Here is a 19,468-nt window from a genome sequence, read left to right on the forward strand (position 1 = left end):
ACGCACTCAGGACGACGAAGAATCTGTGGATAAAGCCGAAGTACCGGCACGCGCGGCAACGCCCGCAATGCGGGCGCTCCACTCGTCGACCCCGGCCTCGATCAGCACGAGGCTTTGTTCGAACGACACGAGGCCTTTGCGGTAGGGATCGGGAATTTCGAAGCGCGCGGCGGCGGGACCTGCCGTTCCCTGGCACGGGCCGAGCAGATAGACGCGGCCCACCAGCGACGGGAAGCGGCGTTCGACGTACTGCTTCTGCGCGCGATCCATCACGAGCACGAGGTCGGCCGCCTCGGCCATCCAGCCCGTCAGTTGCCGCGCGCGATGCGCGCCGATGTCGAGACCGCGTTGCCGCATCAGATCGAGCGCGAGCGGATCCGCGGCCGCGCCGATCAGCGCCTCGATGCCGGCCGACTCCACCGTGACCGTGAGCTCACCGAGACGTTGCGCGAGCAGCGCCTCGGCCATCGGACTGCGGCAGATGTTGCCCACGCATACCACCAGCACGCGAGCGATCATTTCGTGACCAGTCCGGCCGTCAAACCGCTGGTAATGAGCGGCATCAGCAGGGTCAGCACGCGGTTGAAGCGGACGAGGCCGTTGCCGTCGACATAGACCACGTCGTTGGCCTGCAGGTCGAAGTCTTTCGCGAGCAGCATCGCCACCGGCGAGCGTGCGTCGAGATGGAACACTTGCGGGGTGCCCGACAGCGAGCCGCGAATCACGTACATCTGCGCGGCGTCGGCGGTCGACGAATTGATGCTGCCGGCCTGCGAAAGCGCGTCGGCGAGTGTCAGGCGGCCGGTGCGGCGCGGAATGGCCGCCGCCGGCTTGTTCACTTCGCCCATCACGTACACGTTGTTTTCGTCGCGCGAGACGACGCGCAGAAAGTCGCCCGGCTGCAGGAAGATCAGCGACGGATTCAGACCTTGCGAAAGCAGACGCGTCAGATTCAAACGATGCGATATGCCGTTGCGCACGAGGACGAGATCGCCCTGATCGGCGGTGTCGCTGAAACCGCCAGCGCGGCCGATCGCTTCGTACAGCGTCATTGGCACATCGTTGACGGACAGCGCGCCGGGGCTATGTACTTCGCCATCCACGTACACCTGATGCGCGCGATAGGACGCGACGCGCACCGTCACCTGCGGCTTGACGAAGTACTTCGCGAGCGCGCCCGCGAGGCGTTGCTGGATTTCTTCGGCACGCAGACCGGCCACGTGCAGCGTCCCCGCATAGGGGAACGTCAGATTGCCGCTCTGATCGACAATGAAGCCCGGCGACGGGTCGCTCGGGCGCGGCGAGGCAGGCGTTTGCGACGAGCCAAGCGCCGTCGCGAACTCCGGGTGATCCCACACGACGATTTGCAGGACGTCGCCGGCGCCGATCGCGTAGGCCTTCGGCGTGCTCGACAGCAGTTGCGACAGTTCGAGCTGCTGCTGACGCCGTTCCTGCTGCAGGCGTGCCAGCAGCATGGCATCGACCTCCGTGATCGCGATCGGCGGCGTGCCGGGCGTCGCATCGGCGGTCCTGAGCGGCGCACTCGCGGCGGGCAGAGCCGCTTCGTTTTGTACGGCAAGTTTCGTCTCGCCTTGCGCGGCTGGGCTCATGCCGTCCTGCACGACCTGAGTCGCTTCGCCTTGCGCGGCTGGATTCGCCTCGCCTTGCGCGCCGACAGTCGACGCATCGACGGAATTCGTCGTGCTGGACGTCTCCATGCGCATACCCGGCGCAACCGCGCACGCGGACAATAGCAGCGACGCCGACACCATCACAACACCGAGCCGGCACACCGGTCTCGCCAGAACTGAAACAGACATCGTATTCAACCTATTCTTCGGCAAGCGCACCCACGGCGCCGCCAGCTCCCGCCACGCGGGACGGATTGATCATCGCGAAGGGATCAATAAGCATTCGTATGCCGCATGCCCTTCACGACGGTCGCGAGAATGATCCGCATGTCGAGACCGAACGACCAGTTCTTCAAGTAGTACAGATCATGTTCGACCCGGGCCTGCATCTTTTCGACCTGCTCGGTCTCGCCGCGAAAGCCGTTGATTTGTGCCCAGCCGGTAATGCCCGGCTTGATCCGGTAGCGATGGATATAGCCATCGACGATCGTGCGGTAATGGTCGTCGTGCTGGATCGCATGCGGACGCGGACCGACCACCGACATTTCGCCGCGCAGCACGTTGAGAAATTGCGGCAATTCGTCGAGGCTCGTGCGACGCAGAAACGCGCCGACCGGCGTGATGCGCGAATCGCCGCGCGTCGCCTGCCGGACCTCGCCGGGATTCTCCTCATGCACGCGCATCGAGCGGAACTTGTAGATGCGGAACACGCGACCGTTCGCGCCCTTGCGCCGCTGCGTGAAGAACACCGGCCCTTTCGAGGTCGCCTTGACCGCGATCGCAATCGGCACCATGACCGGTGCGAGCACCAGCAGCATCACGAACGCAAAGACCCGATCGAAAATCGCCTTCTGCAGCAACGCACAGGTCGTCATCGGCGAGGCCATCAGGTTGATGGCCGGCGAGCCGACCAGATCGACCACATTGCGGTCGAACATCACAAGGCTGCTCACGTCGGGGATGAAGCGCACGTTGACGAGGTCGCCGCTGAATTCGGCGAGCACGCGCAGCAGCGTGCTTTCGTCGGAGAAGCGCAGCGCGAGCCAGACTTCGTCGACGTGCTGGCGGCGCACCCAGGCGGCAAATTCGTGCAGACGCACGAAGGCCGGCAAACCGTCACCGCGCTGCCTGCCGTCGCCGAGCGTGTTGAGCGTCGCAACGGCGCGGAAACCCGCTCTCGGCGACGCCGCGATATGAGCCAGCACGGTATCGCAGTGATCGCCCGCGCCGACCACCGCGACCGTGCGCAGATCCCGTCCCACGCGACGACGCCGGCCCAGCACCGCCTGCACCGACAGATGCGTCGCGACGAGGCCAAGCGCGGTCAACGCGGTCCAGCTGAGCCACCAGAGGCGCGAAACCGAAGCGCTCCAATGCAATAGAAACATCACGGCGAGGCCACATGCCTGCACCACGAACCAGCCCAATACGACGCCGACGAGCGGCCACCAAGTCGATTGGCCGCGCTGCGCGCGGTATGAGCCGAAGAGAGGCAACAGCAGCATGGCGAGCGCCATGTCGAACATCACGACAGCGCTTTCCAGCGCGCGTTGCTCGACATCGGGCTTGAACAGCAGCAAGGCGACAGCCGCGCCCAACGCAATGGACACGACGCCCAGCAGGCGCACCAGTACGCTCTCCATGACCACGGAGTCGCGACCGGCAGTGTGATGGATCACGGTACGCACGACCGAAACCCGTGGTCAGGCGCCGCCGCGGCAACGAACCGCCGACTCGACACCCTGCAACTCGTGCGCGGCAAGTTCGCAAACTTTCGCGACGCCCGGTTCAAAATTCGCCGTGGATTTCACGGCCACAATCTCGACGCCTTTGTGCACTATCACCTGAATCTGCCTTGCATTCCAAAGGAATCGGATCATGCGACAGAAAGGAGTAAGTCAGTATAGTTATCGTCCTAAATTTATATAAATTTTGTCAATTATCGAATAACTTCATTATTTCCCATGGGATTATTTCCAAATCGACAAACATCATTTCCAATTAAACACAAGTTCAGCCATGAATTCATCGATTCTGAACGCCTGAAGTTATTATTATTGAGATAGAAATGACTTACCCCGCTGGGAAGCCCTTCTCCACGTGATCAGCACGGTGCGGCCTTTACATGACGGACACGCGACGATCGCAAACGGCGCAGCCGGCATTCATCCGGATATTCCCCTCGGAATAGCAGGCGAGTTTCCATTGCCAATAGTATTGCAACGAATTTACCCGCGATTCTCAAAAACTCTACCTTTCCAATTTTTACGGAATTTTTATAGTACAAATAAGATATCAGAATAATGAGATCTCAGTTTTTTCACTGCCGTTATTGATCAATTTCAGACAATTCCGCTTTCGGCGTGAGGAAATTCCCTGATCGTCAGATTCTTTATGGCCGCCGCAACCGGATCGGAAATGACTGGCGCGATTGCCAGGAATGTCGCCACGAATGCCGCCGCGACTATCGCCGCGAATGCCTCTCCGCATCTCGGCATGAAACCGTGGAATCGCGTCCTCTCCGCTCGGTGTAAACGCGCAAAACGCGCGCTATGCGCGCAGCAACGTGCGATGATCGCGCAATTTTGCGGTCGGACGGATTGTGAGATTCGTCCTGCGTCATTAACCTTCCGGACATCGCGCCATGGATCGAACGCGTCGAGCGCCCTGCCGGCGCGGCGCGCCCGCTTCGGCGCCCCGGAAGACAAGGAGACACAATGAGCACGACCCATCCGCAGGCCACGATGGCCACCCAGCGCCACGCGCGCAGTCAGGCACGCAAGGCGGCGCTCGGCAGCTTTATCGGCGCCGTCGTCGACTGGTACGACTTTCTGCTGTACGGCATCGTCGCCGCGCTGGTGTTCAACGCCGAGTTCTTCCCGAACGTCGGCCCGGCAATGGGCACGCTCGCCGCGTTCGCCACCTTCGGCGTCGGCTTTCTGTTCCGCCCGCTCGGCGGCTTCGTGTTCGGCCACTACGGCGACCGGCTCGGGCGCAAGCGCATGCTGGTGCTGACCGTGATGATGATGGGCCTGTCGACCGCGGCGATCGGACTGCTGCCGGCGTTTTCGTCGATCGGCTGGTGGGCGCCGGTGCTGCTCGTCACGTTGCGCGCGATTCAGGGCTTCGCGGTCGGCGGCGAATGGGGCGGTGCGGCGCTGATGGCGGTCGAAAGCGCGCCGGAGAAAAAGAAGGCCTTCTACAGCAGCGGCGTGCAGGTCGGCTACGGCGTCGGGCTGGTGCTGTCGACGGGCCTCGTCGCGTTGCTCAGCCGCTCGATGGACAACGCCGCGTTTCTCGGCTGGGGCTGGCGGCTGCCGTTCCTGTTCAGCGTCGTGCTGGTGTTGATCGCACTGTGGATCCGCTCGAGCATGGAAGAGTCGCGCGAGTTCGTCGAGAAGGTCGGCACGCATGGCGAGCGTCGCGCGCGGCTGCCGATCGTCGAGGCGCTGCTGCGTCATCCGAAAGCGTTCCTGCTGATCATCGCGCTGCGTCTCGCCGAGTTGTTCACGATGTACATCGTGACCGCTTTCGCGCTGAACTACTCGACCGCGAACCTGCACATGCCGCGCGAGTTCTTCCTGACGATCGGTTTCATTGTCGGCGCGTTGAGCTGCGTGACGATTCCGTGCTTCGCGTGGCTCGCGGACCGCTTCGGCCGCCGTCGCATCTATATGATCGGCGCGCTGGTCGGCGTGCTGAGCGCGGTGCCGTTCTTTGTCGCGCTCGACGCCCGCTCGACCGTCTGGATCGTCGTGTTCGCGGTGATGCTCGCGAACGTCGCGCACGACATGGTGGTCAGCGTGCAGCAACCGATGTTCACCGAGCTGTTCGGCACCGAGTACCGCTATAGCGGCGCGGGCGTCGGCTATCAGGTAGCGAGTGTGGTCGGCGGCGGTTTCACGCCGTTCATCGCGGTCGCGTTGCTCGGCTTCGCGGGCGGCTCGTGGCATCCGGTGGCCGCGTATCTGGCGATCGGCTGCCTGATTTCGCTGCTGGTCGCGGCGCGCATGAAGACGGGGCGCGAGCTGCACTAACTTTCTTTCCGCGGCAATTCGCGGATCGGTCATTTCGACATTTTCTACATCACGGGCCGACGCGGCGAACGAGCCGCGTCGGCCCGTTCGTTTTATTCTGCACGCCACCCTCACCCGCCCTCGCCTCCGCGTTCTCCCCCGCTTCACCCTCAAAAAGCCCGCCTTTTCCCACGATTTGCACATCGGCGTGCTTTACAGCCACATTTCACCAGGACCTCACCTTATGTCTTCGCGCTTCATATTGCGAAGCCATTCGGCCCAGCCTATTGTCGAGCCAGACGCCGCTCACGACGCGTCGACCCAGGCCATATGAAATAAAAATACATATGCCAAGCGCGCGATGGCCTGTACACGCTACACTACGCGCCTCAAAAAATGTATGAAACGCCAATAACACAAAATCCCCCGACAACGAGTTGCATGGGATAAGGAGACGACCATGAGCAGCATCAGTGAGCCGAGCGGCCAGCGAGGATCGGCCCCGTTCTTTTCCAAACAGGCCACCATCGCGCAGCCCGGATTTTCGCGCTGGATGGTGCCGCCCGCCGCGCTCGCCGTGCATCTGTGCATCGGTCAGGCGTATGCGTTCTCGGTCTTCAACGGACCGCTGACCAAAGTGATCGGCATTACGCAGTCCGCGCCCGACGACTGGTCGCTGACCGCGCTCGGCTGGATCTTCTCGCTCGCGATCGTGTTTCTCGGTTTGTCGGCGGCCTTCGCCGGCAAATGGCTCGAACACGTCGGCCCGCGCCGCACGATGTTTACGGCCGCGTGCTGCTTCGGCGGAGGCTTTCTCGTGTCCGCGCTCGGCGTCTATCTGCATCAGATCGTACTGCTCTATCTCGGCTATGGCGTGATCGGCGGAATCGGGCTGGGGCTCGGTTACGTGTCGCCGGTGTCGACGCTGATCCGCTGGTTTCCGGACCGCCGCGGCATGGCCACCGGGATGGCGATCATGGGCTTCGGCGGCGGCGCGATGATCGCGGCGCCGTTGTCGGTCGCGCTGATGAAGCACTTCCAAAGCGCGACGAGCATCGGTGTCGCCGAGACCTTCATCGTGCTCGGCATCGTCTACTTCATCTCGATGACGATCGGCGCGCTCGCGATCCGCGTGCCGCCGGCGGACTGGAAGCCGGCCGGCTGGACGCCGCCCGAAGTCACGCAGCACCGGCTGATCTCGCGCAACCACGTGCATATCGATCAGGCGTTGAAGACACCGCAGTTCTATCTGATCTGGCTCGTGCTGTTCCTGAACGTGACGGCCGGCATCGGCGTTCTCGGCCAGGCTTCGGTGATGATCCAGGAGAGCTTCAGGAACACCGTGACGGCGTCGGCCGCGGCCGGCTTCGTCGGCTTGCTGTCGCTGTTCAACATGGGTGGCCGTTTCGTGTGGTCGTCGACGTCGGACTGGATCGGCCGCAAGAACACGTACGCGATCTTCTTCGTGCTCGGCGCGGTGCTGTACTACCTCGTGCCGAGCTTCGCCGCGAACGGTCAGATCGCGCTCTTCGTGCTCACCTACTGCATCATCCTGTCGATGTACGGCGGCGGCTTCGCGACGGTGCCGGCCTATCTCGCCGATATGTTCGGCACGGCGTTCGTCGGCGGCATTCATGGGCGGCTTCTGACCGCGTGGGCCGCGGCCGGCGTCGCCGGTCCGGTGCTCGTCAACTACATCCGCGCGTATGAAGTCGCGAACGGCGTCGCAAAAGCGGACGCGTACACGATGACCGTGCACATCATGGCCGTGCTGCTCGTGATCGGCTTTATCTGCAACCTGCTGGTCAAACGCGTGGATGCGAAGCACCACATGACCGACGCACAAGTCGCCAAGGGCGCGTGAGGAGAAGGCTATGTCAACCGTTCAAACCGCTCATCCGACCGACAAGGTGAAGCTCGCCGTGTTCTGGCTGTACGTGATGATTCCACTCGTGTGGGGCGTGATCAATACGCTGTCGCAGGCGATGAAGCTGTTCAAGTGACGTCACGCGACGTGCCCGTTCGTTCCGGCGTCGGGCGTGGGCACAGGAATCACCCTGAATGACGCTCTGTGAAGAGGCCGCGCTTGCGCGGCCTCTTTTTCGTCATGCCCCAGCCCGCGCGATTCAAAGCTTCTCGAACACCACGTCCTGCGCACCTTCCCACAGCACCTTGACGCCGAGTTCGCGCAGCTTCTCGCCACCTTCGACGATCGTCAGGAAATGATTGCCCGCGAGCTGCCCCATCTTGCTCGCGAAGCAGCACGAGCCGTACGCGAGGATGATTTCGGTTTCGCTATAGCCGCCCGGATAGAACAGGATGTCGCCGACCGACGGATGGCTCGTGTGGTTCTCGAAGCCGACCGCGACGCCGTCGTTTTCGAGTTTGAAATCGCCGAGCGGCACCCAGCAGCCCTCGCCGCTCCAGCGCACGTGAATCAGCTTCTGCCGGTACGGCAGCAGCTTCAGGAACGCGGCCACCGTCTGCGGCGCATCGGGGTGAGTCTCGGCGATAAAGGTGTGGCCGCAGGCGGTCATTTTGAGTCGAGTCATCGCGGGTTATCCTGGTGACGGGTTGAAGGAGTTGAAGGACGGTCGGTCGGGCGAAGCTGAAGATGAAAGCCAAAAGCCTGAGGCCGGGGGCTAGGGGCCGCGGCAAAACCGGCCGGGTCATTCTGTCGTCCGATGCAAGGCTTCGACAGATACAGTTGCCCGCGCACCGGTCAGGCCAGTTAGACCGCGCATAGGCGAGTGCCTCCGTCCCGCCCGTCAAGCCTTGCGTGGCTGGCCATGCCAGTTTGCGCGGCGCGCCGCCACGAAAGTTCGTAGTTTGCAAGCTGCGCAATGCAACGCACACTGCACAAGTGCGTCAACCGCGCAGCCGGTACGCGAGTGGCGTTACGCCATAGCCTCGCCTGAACTGCACGGAGAAATGACTGGCACTCTCGAATCCAACCTCGAGCGCGATTTGCAGCACGGTTCGATCGGTGGCGCGCAGCAACCTCGCCGCCTCCTCGAGCCGCAAACGCGTGACGAACTGATGCGGCGTCTCGCCGGTCTCGTGGCGAAACACCCGCGCAAAATGAAAACTGCTTAGCCCGGCCTGGCTGGCCAGTTCGGCGATCGTCAGATCTTCGGCGAGATTCGCGCGAATGTAGTCGATGACCCGGAGAATCCGCCGCGGCATCAACCGTTCGGGCCGCGCGGACTGCGCGTGCCGCGCGCCGTTGCCGCGTGAATAGTGTTGCAGCAGATGCGCGGCGAGCGCATGAACCAGCGTGTCGACATACAGACGCGAATCGGCCGGATCGCGGGCGGCGCGATGCAGTGCGGCCAGCATCGCGGCGATCAGCGGATCGTGAAAGCGCATCGCGTCGCCGAGCGACAGTTCAGGCGACGCGTCCAGCCCCATCTGCTGCGCGACGTTGTCGATCAACCCGCGCTCGATGTGCACGTGCAATGTGGACAGCGGTTCGTCGCCGATCGCACGCCAGCGCCATGAGACCGGCATGGACGGCACGCACCACAGGTCGTTCACGCGCATGTCGGCGCTTTCCCAGCGTCCGCCCAGACTGCGTTCCAGATGCTCGGCGCCGCTCGCCAGCGTCATCAGCGTGAGGTCGCGCAGGCCGGGCGCTTCGAGCAGGTCCTGTGCCGCCGGCTCGCGATACGAGCGCAGCACGAGGTGCCGCCACTCGCGATCCACGCTCGACACGAGCCGCTCGCCGGCCATGTAGCGGTCGTAGGCGAGCGTCGTGGTGAGCCTCGGAATTCGTGCCATCACATCCCCTCGAAGGAGGTGCCGTATGGAAGGAGACGATGCAAAAAAGCGCGCAGGAAACCGCGCAGGGAGAAACGTCGCAGCAGCCGTATGGCCGGTTCATCGTCAACGCAAGATGCCGAAAATAATAGCAAGGAACCGGCTACCGGCATCGCAGGAAATCGCTAATCATTGAGGTCGTCGTCTTTCACGCGTTTAGAACGCCGGAGCTACCGTTTCATGGAACATGAATGCGATACGCTGCCGCAGTGGCTGACCGGCTCGCCGCAAGGCGAAGCCGGGCACGCGTCGGCAGCATACCCGAGAGCGGCATCCGCCCAACCGGCCTACCCGGCCGGCGCGCGGCACGCCGCGAAATCAGCCCACGCGGCTGAAGCATCGAAAACGTCCGCGCGCGCCGCCAACGGCGCGGCGCGTACCGGTTTTCTCACCTTGTTTACCGAGGAGGAGATCGGCACGCCGTCGCCCGCGGCGCGCCGGGCCGCCCCGCTGATCAGTCCGCTCGGACGGTTCGGCAGCGCGCAGGATCGCATGGAGTTCGTGCGCCAGCGCATCAGGCAACTGGGCTTCGATTCGTTCAGCTATACGGCCACGCGCACGTCGTCGCATCACAAGACGATGTTCGTGCTGACCAGCTACGAATCGCCGGCATGGCTCACGCGCTATTTCCGCGAGCGCTATTTCGAGCTCGATCCGCGCGTCGCGCTCGCGTCGCCGACCGGCCTGCCGTTTCTGTGGAATACCGCCGACATGCGCGCCGACCTGCCGCGCGCACAATTGCGCAGCGAGCGGCTCGGCGGCCTGATCGAGATGCTGGAGACCACCGGTCGCAAGAGCGGGATTCTCACGCATATGCCGCTGCCCGAGCCGGAATTGAACGCGAGCCTGTGCTTCAATTCGGAGATCGGCAACCCGCGCTGGATGACCGAATCGATCGTCGCGGAAACGCTGATGTTCGCGCACACGATCCACGAGTTCATCTGGACCCACGCCAAAAGCGCGATCGGCATCGCGCCCGAACAGCAGCAGCGCGTGGCGCTCAGCAAGCTGCAGCATGCGGTGTTGCGGGCTGTCGTGCAGGGCCAGCGCGACAAGGAAATCGCGTATTTCCTCGGGCTGTCGCCGCATAACGTCGACTATCATCTGCGGCGCTTGCGGCAGCTGTTCAACGTGCGCAACCGCGTGCAGCTGATCAACGTCGCGCAGGCGTATCTGTCGTAGGCGCGGCTGGTTTCGTTGCGAGCAACGCGAACGTGAAAAAGGGCGTGACGGCGCAAGCCGCCACGCCCTTTTCTTCTCCGCCGTAAACCAGGCCGTACGGATTAACTCAGGATACCTGAGATTTTCCCGTCGCCCACGTGCCGATGATCTCCTCGATCGCGCGCGCCGCCGACAACAACGCCGCTTCGCCGCGCGGTCGGCCGACGATCTGGATCCCGACCGGCAGACCGCTCGCGCTCATCCCGCACGGAATCGCGATCACCGGCATGCCGGTCAACGTCAGCGCGTAAGTGATCGCGAGCCAGTCGATGTAGGTGTCGAAGTGGCGGCCCGCGGCCTCGCGCACGTCGCGCATTTCGACCGGAAACGGCAGCACGATCGACGCCGGGCAGATCAGCACGTCGTAGCGTTGCAGCAGCGCGTCGAGCCGGTAGAACAGTTCGGCGCGCGTGCGCAGCGCCGAGCGCATCGCGCGATTGTCCTGCTGCAGACCGAACTCGATGTTCCAGACCACGTTCGGGTTCAGCACGTCGCGATGCTGCGCGAGGATTTCCTCGTAAGAGGTCGCATAGGCGATGCCGCGCAGCGTATGGAATGCCTCGGTCGCGCCGCTCAGATCGAGATCGCTGTCGTCGACGCCGACACCGTGCTCCGTGAGCCGGTCCATCGTGCTGCGGCAGATCGCGAGAATCTCCGGCTCCGGCGTGGCGATGCCGAGCCCCGCGCTGAACGCGACGCGCGCGGGCCGCCGCGGACTGCGCGCATGCGAGAGAAACGACGTGGCCGGTTCGGCGAGCGACAGCGGCGAGCCGGCGACATCGCCGCACATCGCGTCGAGCAGCAGCGCGGTGTCGGTCACGTTGCGCGCCATCGGCCCATGAATGCCGAGCGTGCCGTACGGATCGGCGGCCGGCGCATACGACACGCGGCCCGGTGTCGGCCGCATGCCGACCGTGCCGCAGAACGCCGACGGCGTACGCAACGAGCCCGCGAGGTCCGAGCCTTGCGCGACCCACGCGGTGCCCGACGCCAGCGCGGCCGCCGCGCCGCCCGACGAACCGCCCGCCGAGCGCGACAGATCCCACGGATTGCGCGTGATGCCGAACACGCTGTTGTACGTATGGCCGCCCGACCCGAATTCGGGCGTATTCGACTTCGCGTAGACCACGCCGCCGCGCGCTTCGAGCAGCGTGACGCCGGCGTCGGAGGTCTCGGGAACGCGCTCGTTATAGACCAGCGAGCCGCGCGTGGTGCGCACGCCGGCGACGTCGGTGAGGTCCTTGATCGGCACCGGCAGCCCGCACAGCACGCCGCGTTCGGCGACCGGCTTGCGCATCAGCGCATCGGCATGCTCATACGCGCGCTCGAAACACAGCGTGGGCAGCGCATTGACCTGAGGTTCAACGCGCTCGATCTGCGCGGCGAGCGTATCCAGCAGATCGCGCGGACTCACCTGCTGCGTGCGCAACAGGTCGACGACATCGCATGCGCTGCGCCCGATCAGACTCGAATCAATAGACATGGTGACTGGCGGCTCCGGTGGTCAGGGTGAGCATCAGTGTCGCACGCCACGTACGGCCGCACAGCATGCTTTGGCATAAACGTGCGAACCGCACGCGATCGCGCGCTCAACTCTTCAGGCGGTAGCCGGTCCTGAAGATCCAGCCGACGATCACCAGAAACACCGCGAGAAACAGCAGCGTCATGCCGAGGCTCAGGCCCACGTCGACGTCGCCGAGTTCGAAGAAGCTCCAGCGAAAACCGCTGACCAGATAGACGATCGGATTGAACAGCGTGACGCCGCGCCAGAACGGCGGCAGCATGTTCACCGAATAGAAGCTGCCGCCGAGAAACGTGAGCGGCGTGACGATCAATAGCGGCACCAGCTGCAGCTTCTCGAAGCTGTCCGCCCAGATACCGATGATGAAGCCAAGCAGACTGAAGGTGACCGCGGTCAGCACCAGAAACAGCACCATCCAGAACGGATGCATGATCTGCAACGGCACGAACAGGCCGGCCGTCGCGAGAATGATGAGCCCAAGCAGGATCGACTTGGTGGCCGCCGCGCCGACGTAGCTGACCACGATCTCCAGATACGACACCGGCGCCGACAGCAACTCGTAGATCGTGCCGGTGAAGCGCGGAAAGTAAATCCCGAACGACGCGTTCGCGATGCTTTGCGACAGCAACGACAGCATGATCAGCCCCGGCACGATGAACGCGCCGTAGCTGATGCCCTCCACTTCCTTGATCCGCGAGCCGATCGCCGAGCCGAACACGACGAAATACAGCGACGTGGAAATCACCGGCGCGATGATGCTCTGCATCAGCGTGCGCCACGTGCGCGCCATTTCGAACTTGTAGATCGCGCGCATTGCGTAGATGTTCATTGGTCCCCCCGCAGCAGGCTGACGAAAATGTCTTCGAGCGAACTCTGCGTGGTGTGCAGGTCCTTGAAACGGATGCCGGCGTCGTCGAGCGACTTGAGCAGCGCGATGATGTCGGTGCGGCCGCCCTCGCCTTCATAGGTGTAGATCAGCTCGTTGCCGCCCTTCGCGAGCGCGAGCCCATAACCGGCGAGCGACGCCGGCAGCGCGTCGAGCGGACTGTCCAGTTGTAGCGTCAACTGCTTCTTGCCGAGCTTGCGCATCAGCTCGGTCTTCTCCTCCACCAGCATGATCTCGCCCGCGTTGATCACGCCGATGCGGTCGGCCATTTCCTCCGCTTCGTCGATGTAGTGAGTGGTCAGGATGATCGTCACGCCGCTGCCCGCGAGCGAGCGCACCAGCTTCCACATGTCGCGCCGCAGCTCGACGTCGACGCCGGCGGTCGGCTCGTCGAGAAACAGCACGCGCGGTTCGTGCGACAGCGCCTTGGCGATCAGCACGCGCCGCTTCATGCCGCCCGACAGCGTGATGATCTTGTTGTTGCGCTTGTCCCAGAGCGACAGGTCGCGCAGCACCTTCTCGATGTAGGCGGGATTCTTCGGCTTGCCGAACAGGCCACGGCTGAAAGAGACCGTGGCCCAGACGGTTTCGAACGCGTCGGTGGTCAGCTCCTGCGGCACGAGGCCGATCAGCGAGCGTGCCGCGCGATAGTCGGTGAGGATATCGTGGCCGTCCACCGTCACGCGGCCTTCGCTCGCATTGACGATCCCGCAGACGATGCTGATGAGCGTGGTCTTGCCAGCGCCGTTCGGGCCGAGCAACGCGAAGATTTCTCCACGATTGATCGCCAGATTGATGTTCTTCAGTGCCTGAAAACCGCTGGCATAGGTTTTCGACAGATTCGTGACGGAAACGATTGGCTGCATGGACTCGAGGATGGCCGACACCGCTGTTGAAGAAGAGAAAACGGCGCATGCACGCGCGCCGCTTCCGCAATGTAATGGAAAGTGCGAAAGCGTGCAGCGCGCCGCTTGCGCCGTCGCGGCTTCGTTTCGGCTTCGCTGCGGCGCAAAATGATTTGGCTTCCTGAGGGATGGGGTGCGGCGGATGGAGCGCAGCGAATCGGCTGAAGCGGAACGGCTGAAGCGAGGCGGGATTGAAGCGGAACGCGAGGAAGCAGCGCGAACCGAAGCGCACCGCCCCGCGTAGGGTTCGCGCCGGACGCGCGCAACCGCCGGCCTAAGCAGGCGCGTTGCGCTGCACGGCCGGGAAGCGGCTCGCGATCACGTTATGGATTTCCTCGACCGACACCGGCTTGACCAGATGATGATCGAAGCCGGCCTCGCGCGAACGCTGCCGGTCGGTGGCCTGGCCATAACCGGTCACCGCGATCAGCAGCGCGTTTGCGGTGTTCGGGCGGCGGCGCATTTCCTGCGCGAGCTGGAAACCGTCCATGCCCGGCAGGCCGAGATCGAGCAGCACCGCCTGCGGCTCGAACTGTGCGGCCAGTTCGAGCGCGCTGTCGGCTTCGTGCGCGACCCGCACGTCGTAGCCGTCCGCCTGCAACACCAGCGACAGCGCGAGCGCCGCATCGACGCTGTCGTCGACCAGTAGCACCCGCAACGCCGGCCCCGCGTCCTGCTGCGCGGCGAGCGACGCGCCCGGCGCCGGTTCGGCCGCATTCGCGAGACGCGTCAACGGCAGGCGCACGACGAATTCGCTGCCGCGCCCCGGCCCCGCCGAAAACGCCTCGATCCGCCCGCCGTGCAGTTCGACCAGCGTGCGCGCGAGCGGCAGGCCGATGCCGAGCCCGCCCTCCGAGCGTTCGAGCGAAATCTCCGATTGCACGAACAGATCGAAGATGTGCGGCAGCGTATCGGCCGCGATCCCGACGCCGTTGTCGCGCACACTGATCAGTACTTCGTCGGGCGCGTCGTCCTGCATGTCGTTCGACGCGCGCGCCTCGATGCGGATATCGCCGCCCTGCGGCGTGTACTTCGCCGCGTTCGACAGGATGTTGCCGAGCACCTGCGCGATCCGCACGCCGTCGCCGACGACGAACAACGGCTCGCCGGGCAGCACGCGGGTCAGCGTATGGCCCTTGCGGTTCAGCGCGGGCCGCACCGTTTCGATCGCCGCTTCGAGCGCGCTGGCCAGCTCGACGATCTCCTGGCGCAACGTGATCTTGCCCTGCGTGATACGCGCGACATCGAGCAGATCGTCGACGAGGCGGCTCAGATGCTTGACCTGCCGGCCGATCACCGCGCGCATCGCCTCGAAGCTTTCCTGCGACGGCGAGCGATTCGGGTCCAGCAGTTCGATCGCGTTGCGGATCGGCGCGAGCGGATTGCGCAGCTCGTGCGCGAGCATCGCAAGGAACTCGTCCTTGCGGCGATCGGCGTCGCGCAACATCATTTCGTTCGCCTTACGGTCCGAGATGTCGTTGACGATGCCGGCCAGCCGATAAATCCGCTCGCGCGCGTCGCGCACCGGAAAGCCGCGCTCGACCGCCCAGCGCGTCTCGCCGTCGGGCCGCACGATCCGGTATTCGATCTCGTACGCGACGCCGGTCGCGAGCGCGCGATACGCCACCTCGACCGCGGCCGCATCCTGCGGATGAATGTGGTTGGCCCAGTGACGCGCGGTCGGCGTCGGCTCGTGCGCCGCATCGCCCCACAAACGACGATACGCGGGGCTCACATACAGCAATTGCGACGTGGCCGGATCGAGCATCCAGAAGACGTCGTCGATGTTCTCGGCCATCTGGCGGAAGCGCTCCTCGCTTTCGCGCAATGCGCCTTCCGCGCGCCGTACCCGCAGCAGCGCGCGCACCTGCGCGATCAGCTCGGCCGGCTCGATCGGCTCGGTCAGATAGCTGTCCGCGCCGCCTTCGAGACCGCGCACGCGATCCATGCTCTGCACCGCCGCCGCCGACGTATGGATCACCAGCACGCCCGAGGTTTCCGGCGCGGCCTTGATGCGACGGCACACTTCGAAGCCGTTGAGATCGGGCAGATTGACGTCGAGCAGCACCAGGTCGGGCTGCGAGATGCGCGCGCGTTCGATCGCGTCGGCGCCGTTGCCGGCTTCGATCACCATGAAGCCCGCGCGCGACAGGATGCGCGTCTTCGCGTAGCGGGCGCCTTCGTTGTCGTCGACGTTCAGAATCAGATTGGCGTTCGCGTCGCTCATGACAAAACGGGTCCGTAGGGAAAGGCCTGAAATGCGGCACGCCGCGGCGACGGGCGCACGCGCGCGGCGACACGGGTAGCGTGATGCGGGGCGCGCGTCGTCATGGCTTGCCGCTCGCGCTGTCGCCCATCTCCGCGGATGGATCGGGCTCTTCGTCCGTGGCCGCGGCTCCCGTCATTCCCGTCGCGACCGACGGAAGCGCCGTGCGCGACGCGCCAGTCGCCGTCTGCGGCAAGCGGATCGGCAACGTCGCGGTGAAGGTCGAGCCCTTGCCGGGTTCGCTCGTGAGCCCGACCGAGCCGCCGAGCAATTTACACAGCTTGTCGCACAACGGCAGCCCGAGTCCAGTGCCTTTCACCTGGTTCTGCAGATGATTTTCGACCTGCTCGAATTCCTCGAACACGCTTTGCTGATGCTCGGGCGCAATGCCGATGCCGGTGTCGATGACCGAAAACATCATCCGTTGCGTAGCGCTGTCGTAAGCGGCGCGCACACGCACCTCGCCGCGTTCGGTGAACTTCAGCGCATTGGAGATGAAGTTGCGCAGAATCTGCGCGACCTTGCCCTCGTCGGTATAGACGGCAGGCAGGTCGTCGCATGGTTCGAACAGCAGTTCGACGCCGTTGGCCGGCAGCAACGGGCGCATCATCCCGCGCAATGCCGAGAACAGATTCGCGACCTCGAATTCGGCCGGCTTCAGTTCGATCTTGCCGGCTTCGATCTTCGCGATGTCGAGCAGATCGTCGACGGTCTCGGACAGCTCCTCCGCGGCCTTGCGGATAAAGCGCACCTGCTTGGCCTGCTCGTCGGTCAGTTCGCCGTCGACGCGATCGAGCAGCAGCTTCGACAGCGCGCGAATCGAGTACAGCGGCGAGCGGAATTCATGGCTCGTGTTCGACAGGAAACGCGATTTCGCTTCGTCCGCGCGACGCAGATGCAGCGCGCGTTCGTCGAGTTCCGCGTACAGCGCGACCACGCCGCGATTGGTGTCTTCGAGTTCGCGCGTGAGCCGTACCAGTTCGTCGTTGCGTTCGTACAGATCGGCGAGCGCGGCGGCCAGTTCGCGGTTTTGCCGCTGTACTTCCTCGACCGATGCGTCGGCCGCGAGCGGCGCATTCACCGTGCTGGCCCTGGCGGCCGCGCGCAACGTGGCGTCGGTCACGCGCGGGGCCTGCTCGGGCAAATGCCGGGCGAGCGTGAGCACCGCGTCGCCCGCGATGTCGTCGAAACTGCAAACGTCCATCAGGCGCTGCGCGGCCAGCACGCCGAGCGCCGCCGGTGCCGCCGGCACCTCGACGCTCGCCGGCGGCGGCGTGGTGAAGCGCGCGAGCGGCGTGGCGGGCGCGACGAAACGGATCAGCAGCGACTGCGGCTCGCTCGCGTCGTCGCACAGAAACTCGACCCGGCCCGCGCGAGTCGCGGCCAGCACCGCGCGCGCGACTTCGAGCACCGACGTCGCGATGCGCGTGCGATCCTGCATCGCGAAGCCGAGCGCCTCGCCCAGTTCGCGCGCGACGCGGCGCGCGGCCACCGTCGCGAGTTCGCCGTCGAGCGGCATCGTATGAAGCAGCGGCGCCGTCATAGGGGCTCCTTGCACCGCACGCGCGCAACGAACACGGTCAGGTCGTCGCGGCCGCGCGCGAAATCGCGGTAAAGCGCGGCCGCGATCAACGCCGGATGACGCAGCGTCAAACCCGGATAGCGGTTCAGATCCCAACGCGTCGCGAGGCCGTCCGAATGCAGGATCAGCAGCGCGTCGCGCGGCCAGTCGAGCTGAAACGTCTGCGCCTTGTGCATCTGATGACCGGCAATTCCCGCATGCGACACCAGATGACGATGACTATGCGACGTCCACACGCTCGCCGCGATATTGCCGATCCCGCAGAAACGCGCGACCTCGGGCGCGGCGTCGGGTACGGCGTCGCTCGAGCCATCGGACGCGCCGGCCGGAATCCGCGCGACGCCGAGCGCCGCGCCGCGAGTCGGGCGCAACGCGTTGTGCGCGGCCACTACGATCTGTTCGAGGCTCGACGCGCCGACCTGCGCGAAGTTGTCGACCGCGGCGCGCGCGGCCTGATACGCCAGCGGGCCGTGGCCGAGTCCGTCGGCGATCATCACCGTGAATTCGCCGTCCGCGTAGCCGCACGACCACGCATCGCCGCACAGATCCTCGCCTTGCAGCGGCACGTTGATCGCACCGTATTCGATCGCGCCATCAGGCGCGTAGCCGGTTGTGGTTGCGGCTGGGGCTGCGGCGCTACTTGAGCCGGCATCGCTTGCGGCGTCCTTGCCGAACGAGCCCGCGGTGGTCGTCGCGGCGTTCGCCACGCCCGCACTTTCCGCCCACACCACGATCCGCAGCAACGTGCCGAGTCCAGGCGCGCTCCATATATCGAGTTCGTCGGCGAGCCGCCTGATCGCGCCCATGCCGTTGCCGGGACTGCCCGCCGTCGTATAGCCGTCGACGAAGCAGGCATGCAGATCGTGAATGCCGGGGCCGTTATCGATCGCGATCAGCTCGACGCCGTTGCGAGCGACCGCGCTCGAACCCGCGCTTGAACCCGATGGCACGATTTCGCTCAACGTCCGCGCGAGCAGTTCACCGCGCTGCGCATGCTTGAGCTGGTTGGTCGCGCATTCGGTCGCGACGATCGCGAGCCTGCCGATCGCCGTTTCGCCGCAACCCACGCGTTGCGCGAGCTCGCCGATCCCGCGCCGCGCAAACGAGATTTGACTCGGGTCGGCAATTTCAAAACGCTGCTGCATCGCGCTCGACTGATTTAGAACGGCTTCCATTTGGTAATTGAAATATGGGTGCCCTCGCCAGGCGCCGAGCGGATTTCGAATTCGTCGCACAGCCTCTTCGCGCCGCCCAGACCGAGACCCAGGCCCTTGCCGCTGGTAAAACCGTCGGTCAACGCTAGCTGGATGTCAGCAATTCCCGGGCCATGGTCGATGAAATCAAGTCGCAGCCCGACGCGTCCATCGCGCTGCATCGTGTAAAAGCAGGCGTCGCCGCCGCGGCCGTACGTCAACGTGTTGCGCGCGAGTTCGCTCGCCGCGGTGACGAACTTCGTCTGGTCGATCAGCGACAGTCCCAGCGCCACCGCCTTTTCGCGCACGAGACGGCGTAGCCGCACGATCTGCTCGTCCGAGCGGATCGGCAGGGTCTCGTCGGGCGGCTGGCCATCGGCCAGGGTTGGGGAGCCGGAAGTCGTCATGGAAGAAGGCGGTGTGCTCG

The 19,468-nt window shown here is 64.6% G+C and carries 17 protein-coding genes; 5 read left to right on the forward strand and 12 right to left on the reverse strand.

Annotated features, from left to right (window positions below; translation table 11 throughout):
- Positions 1–6: 6 nt before the first annotated feature.
- The 3 genes from HHL14_RS05500 to HHL14_RS05510 all read right to left on the reverse strand — a co-directional run bounded on the left by HHL14_RS05500 (position 7) and on the right by HHL14_RS05510 (position 3,274).
- Complete coding sequence (locus HHL14_RS05500; RefSeq protein ID WP_169496555.1) at positions 7–519, reverse strand: low molecular weight protein-tyrosine-phosphatase; 513 nt, start codon at positions 517–519, stop codon at positions 7–9.
- On the reverse strand, positions 516–1,820 hold the full coding sequence (locus HHL14_RS05505) for a polysaccharide biosynthesis/export family protein (protein WP_230412929.1): 1,305 nt from the start codon (positions 1,818–1,820) through the stop codon (positions 516–518). The genes HHL14_RS05500 and HHL14_RS05505 overlap by 4 nt, the downstream gene beginning before the upstream one ends.
- An 83-nt stretch (positions 1,821–1,903) precedes the next feature.
- Positions 1,904–3,274 carry an undecaprenyl-phosphate glucose phosphotransferase gene (locus tag HHL14_RS05510; protein WP_169496556.1) on the reverse strand — a complete coding sequence of 457 codons (1,371 nt, stop codon included), beginning with the start codon at positions 3,272–3,274 and terminating at the stop codon, positions 1,904–1,906.
- A 775-nt stretch (positions 3,275–4,049) separates the two neighbouring features.
- Here HHL14_RS05510 and HHL14_RS05515 point away from each other — a divergent pair.
- The 4 genes from HHL14_RS05515 (at position 4,050) to HHL14_RS05530 (ending at position 7,650) form a co-directional block, all read left to right on the forward strand.
- A complete protein-coding gene (locus tag HHL14_RS05515; RefSeq protein ID WP_169496557.1) occupies positions 4,050–4,352 on the forward strand; it encodes a hypothetical protein in 303 nt (100 codons plus the stop codon).
- Complete coding sequence (gene shiA, locus HHL14_RS05520; RefSeq protein ID WP_169496558.1) at positions 4,349–5,668, forward strand: shikimate transporter; 1,320 nt, start codon at positions 4,349–4,351, stop codon at positions 5,666–5,668. Before HHL14_RS05515 ends, shiA begins: the two co-directional genes overlap by 4 nt.
- 439 nt (positions 5,669–6,107) lie before the next feature.
- A complete protein-coding gene (locus HHL14_RS05525) occupies positions 6,108–7,511 on the forward strand; it encodes an L-lactate MFS transporter (RefSeq protein ID WP_169496559.1) in 1,404 nt (467 codons plus the stop codon).
- 10 nt (positions 7,512–7,521) lie between these two features.
- A complete protein-coding gene (locus tag HHL14_RS05530) occupies positions 7,522–7,650 on the forward strand; it encodes an MFS transporter small subunit (RefSeq protein WP_169496560.1) in 129 nt (42 codons plus the stop codon).
- Between the two features lie 123 nt (positions 7,651–7,773).
- On the opposite strand, the gene HHL14_RS05535 is transcribed toward HHL14_RS05530, so the two are convergent.
- A complete protein-coding gene (locus tag HHL14_RS05535) occupies positions 7,774–8,199 on the reverse strand; it encodes a DUF3830 family protein (protein WP_169496561.1) in 426 nt (141 codons plus the stop codon).
- A gap of 316 nt (positions 8,200–8,515) precedes the next feature.
- Complete coding sequence (locus HHL14_RS05540) at positions 8,516–9,427, reverse strand: helix-turn-helix domain-containing protein (RefSeq protein WP_169496562.1); 912 nt, start codon at positions 9,425–9,427, stop codon at positions 8,516–8,518.
- A 219-nt stretch (positions 9,428–9,646) separates the two neighbouring features.
- On the opposite strand from HHL14_RS05540, the gene HHL14_RS05545 reads away from it, so the two are divergent.
- Positions 9,647–10,648, forward strand: a complete 1,002-nt coding sequence (locus HHL14_RS05545) for a helix-turn-helix transcriptional regulator (protein ID WP_169496563.1) — start codon at positions 9,647–9,649, stop codon at positions 10,646–10,648.
- 106 nt (positions 10,649–10,754) lie between these two features.
- Here the strand turns inward: HHL14_RS05545 and HHL14_RS05550 are convergent, their stop codons facing one another.
- The 7 genes from HHL14_RS05550 to HHL14_RS05580 all read right to left on the reverse strand — a co-directional run bounded on the left by HHL14_RS05550 (position 10,755) and on the right by HHL14_RS05580 (position 19,448).
- Complete coding sequence (locus HHL14_RS05550) at positions 10,755–12,170, reverse strand: amidase (RefSeq protein ID WP_169496564.1); 1,416 nt, start codon at positions 12,168–12,170, stop codon at positions 10,755–10,757.
- 106 nt (positions 12,171–12,276) lie between these two features.
- Positions 12,277–13,038: an ABC transporter permease gene (locus tag HHL14_RS05555; RefSeq protein ID WP_169496565.1), complete on the reverse strand. Its 762-nt coding sequence runs from the start codon at positions 13,036–13,038 to the stop codon at positions 12,277–12,279.
- Positions 13,035–13,961 carry an ABC transporter ATP-binding protein gene (locus HHL14_RS05560; RefSeq protein WP_169496566.1) on the reverse strand — a complete coding sequence of 309 codons (927 nt, stop codon included), beginning with the start codon at positions 13,959–13,961 and terminating at the stop codon, positions 13,035–13,037. The genes HHL14_RS05555 and HHL14_RS05560 overlap by 4 nt, the downstream gene beginning before the upstream one ends.
- Positions 13,962–14,274: 313 nt before the next feature.
- Positions 14,275–16,227 carry a hybrid sensor histidine kinase/response regulator gene (locus tag HHL14_RS05565; protein ID WP_169496567.1) on the reverse strand — a complete coding sequence of 651 codons (1,953 nt, stop codon included), beginning with the start codon at positions 16,225–16,227 and terminating at the stop codon, positions 14,275–14,277.
- Positions 16,228–16,327: 100 nt separating this feature from the next.
- Positions 16,328–17,809, reverse strand: a complete 1,482-nt coding sequence (locus tag HHL14_RS05570) for a sensor histidine kinase (RefSeq protein ID WP_169496568.1) — start codon at positions 17,807–17,809, stop codon at positions 16,328–16,330.
- Positions 17,806–19,023: an ATP-binding protein gene (locus HHL14_RS05575; RefSeq protein WP_169496569.1), complete on the reverse strand. Its 1,218-nt coding sequence runs from the start codon at positions 19,021–19,023 to the stop codon at positions 17,806–17,808. Before HHL14_RS05575 ends, HHL14_RS05570 begins: the two co-directional genes overlap by 4 nt.
- Positions 19,008–19,448, reverse strand: a complete 441-nt coding sequence (locus tag HHL14_RS05580; RefSeq protein WP_169496843.1) for an anti-sigma regulatory factor — start codon at positions 19,446–19,448, stop codon at positions 19,008–19,010. The genes HHL14_RS05575 and HHL14_RS05580 overlap by 16 nt, the downstream gene beginning before the upstream one ends.
- Between the last annotated feature and the right edge of the window lie 20 nt (positions 19,449–19,468).

It is taken from the genome of Paraburkholderia antibiotica, assembly GCF_012927125.1.
Lineage (GTDB): Bacteria > Pseudomonadota > Gammaproteobacteria > Burkholderiales > Burkholderiaceae > Paraburkholderia > Paraburkholderia antibiotica.